2 protein-coding genes and 2 pseudogenes are annotated in these 2,385 nt (G+C 68.1%); 1 reads left to right on the top strand and 3 read right to left on the bottom strand.

Translation table 11 applies throughout. The features are described from left to right. The 3 genes and pseudogenes from FFS27_RS31670 to FFS27_RS31660 all read right to left on the bottom strand — a co-directional run. A pseudogene (locus FFS27_RS31670) lies at positions 1-125 on the bottom strand (nucleoid-associated protein YejK); the annotation flags it as partial. Between the two features lie 92 nt (positions 126-217). Further along, complete coding sequence (locus FFS27_RS31665) at positions 218-1,573, bottom strand: TAXI family TRAP transporter solute-binding subunit (RefSeq protein ID WP_003111143.1); 1,356 nt, start codon at positions 1,571-1,573, stop codon at positions 218-220. A 73-nt stretch (positions 1,574-1,646) separates the two neighbouring features. Continuing rightward, positions 1,647-2,117 carry a hypothetical protein gene (locus tag FFS27_RS31660; protein ID WP_009313437.1) on the bottom strand — a complete coding sequence of 157 codons (471 nt, stop codon included), beginning with the start codon at positions 2,115-2,117 and terminating at the stop codon, positions 1,647-1,649. A gap of 103 nt (positions 2,118-2,220) precedes the next feature. Here FFS27_RS31660 and FFS27_RS31655 point away from each other — a divergent pair. Next, positions 2,221-2,385: pseudogene (locus tag FFS27_RS31655) on the top strand (isochorismatase family protein); the annotation flags it as partial.

Raw genomic sequence — 2,385 nt, 5'->3', positions numbered from 1 at the left:
AGGTCGGCCAGCAGGTTCTCGATGGCCTGGGAGTCGCCCAGCTCGGCGTCGCGCGCGTGGAGCACGGCCGGGGTGCCGTCGGGCTTCTTCTCGATCAGGTGGACGATGGCGTGATGGATCGGCATGTCAGGTTCGACCTTTCAGGTAATCGGCGGCGCCGCGCAGGTTTCCGCGATGCTGCGGGACACGCCGCTGGCGCGCCCGCGGATCGGCCAGTTTACCCGAGGTTGCCGGCTTCTGCCTGCGTCGCCTGGCGTTCCTGCAGACCGTGCAGGCGCTTGATCACGAAGTTCAGGTGCAGGTGCAGCTCGTACAGCTCGTGGTAGTAGGAGAGCGGCACCTCCACGGTGTTCAGCTCGCTCTCCAGTTTCTCCAGCCGTTCGATCTCGCTTCTCAGTTGCTCGGCGTCGGTGCCGCTGTCGAGCTTGCGGTCGATGTCGCGGATGTAGCGGTACCAGCGGTAGATGCGCGCGCGGATGCGCCAGCGATACAGCGGGCCGATGGACTTCATCAGCGGGATGAGGATGGCGATGAACGGGATCAGCAGGATGATGTAGCGGTCCGCCAGGGAGGCGATGCGGAACGGCAGGTAGCGCTGCAGCAGCGGCAGGCCGCTCTTGTAGTAGCGCTCGGCGTCCTCGTGCAGGCGCAGGGTGCGCGGCTCGGCGCTGGGGAAGGCGCCGGGCTTGTCGAGCAGGCTGCCGTCCTTCATCACCTCGCGGGCGGCTTCCAGCACCAGCGGGATCAGCGCCGGGTGGAAGCGCTCGTTGATCACCAGGGTGGCCACCGGCGACAGGGTGCTGATGTTTCGTTCCGGCACGTTGCGCGGCAGGTTGAGCAGGCCTTCGCCGACCTCGACCCGCTTGAGGAACGGCAGGCGCGCCTCGTAGGCGGCGCTGCGGCGGAAGTTGACCAGGCGAAGCTGGTCGTTGTCGGCCAATTTCTGGATCGCCGGGTTCTCCGCCGGGCCGACGATGAACGCCGCGTCCAGCTTGCCGGCCAGCAGGTCGTCGACCACCGCGTTGCCGCCGCGGGCTTCCCAGGTGATCGGATAGTGTCCCGGGGCGATGTCGTTGGCCTGCAGGATCGCCTCGGTGGCGGCGCGGGTGCCGCTGCCGTCGCTGCCGATGGCCAGGCGCAGGTGCAGCAGGTCGCTGAGCTGGTCGATGTGCACGTTGCTGCGGTGGAACAGCCAGAGCGGCTCCTGGTAGACCGCGCCGAGGGTCTGCAACTGGCGCGCCTGCCCGGCTTCGAGCTGGCGCTCCTGGCCGCTCTGGACCAGGGCGATGTCGACCTCGCCGGTGCCGAGCAGGCGCTCCAGGTTGTCGCGCGAGCCGGCGCTGGGCACCAGCTTCAGTTCGAAGCCCTGTTCCTTGAGCTTTTCCCTGAGCTTGCCGGCGAACACGGCGTAGCCGCCGCCCTCGGCGCCGGTGGCCATGGTCGCGCTCATCGGCGGCGGCGGGGCGACGAAATAGAACACCGCGGCGACCAGGGCGGCGATCACCGGGATCAGCCAGAGGTTGGCGCGGATCAGGATGGCGAGGTCCTTGAGCAGGTGCTTGATGCGATTCATGAGCGGTCCTTGTGCTGCTCTCCAGAAGGGTATGGCGGATGCGGGCGGGCGCACTCCTCAGCGTAGCCGAGGGTCACCGGCGGTCCGTGCGGAACTGCCGGCAGAGCACCCGGTGGCGATGCCGGAAGATGCGGGTGAGGAACCAGCGTACCAGCCCGGCGGCGAATAGCGGGCGCACGGTCAACTGGTCGACCAGCAGGCATTCCCCGGCCTCGCCCGGAGCCGGCAGGATGCGTCGCTCGTGGCGCCAGAGGCGCATGCCGGTCATCGGCGACTGTTCGATGAAGCCGCGGCCGGGCGTCAGCTCCAGCAGGGTCAGTTGCGAAGTGCCCAGCGGCAGCAAGCCGAACAGGCGCATGTGGCTGCGGAACAGCGGGCGCCGGGGCACCACCTCCAGGTCTTCGAGGCTGTGGATACCGGGCGGTACGCTCATGCTCAGCAACGGGCGTATCTCGCGGAGTATCCCGTCCACCGAGGTGATCCACCGCCAGAGCTGTTCGGGGCTGGCCTGCAGGCGCGATTCGAAATGCAGGCTGATATTCATCGCAGGCTCCTGCTAGGGTTGTGGGAGGACGCGCTGTCCATGGCGCCCGTGCCGTGCAAGCCTAAGCCAGACGAACCGAGACGTCGAACCGAAGGAGGACGCCATGCTGATCCGCGCCGCAACCTCGACCCTGCTGGTGGTCGATATCCAGGAACGCCTGCTGCCGGCCATCGACGACGGCCCGGCGCTGGTCGAGTACAGCCAGTGGTTGTTGCGCGTGGCCCGCGCACTGGACGTGCCGGTGCTGGCCAGCGAGCAGTACAGCAAG

This window comes from Pseudomonas sp. 2VD (assembly GCF_005503585.1).
GTDB classification, from domain to species: domain Bacteria; phylum Pseudomonadota; class Gammaproteobacteria; order Pseudomonadales; family Pseudomonadaceae; genus Pseudomonas; species Pseudomonas aeruginosa.
This window is presented reverse-complemented; position numbering and strand designations above follow the sequence as displayed.

What these genes read in the sequence shown, in the direction of transcription:
- FFS27_RS31660 (WP_009313437.1), bottom strand. Translation starts at nt 2,117, where the DNA reads ATGAATATCAGCCTGCATTTCGAATCGCGCCTGCAGGCCAGCCCCGAA.
- FFS27_RS31665 (WP_003111143.1), bottom strand. Translation starts at nt 1,573, where the DNA reads ATGAATCGCATCAAGCACCTGCTCAAGGACCTCGCCATCCTGATCCGC.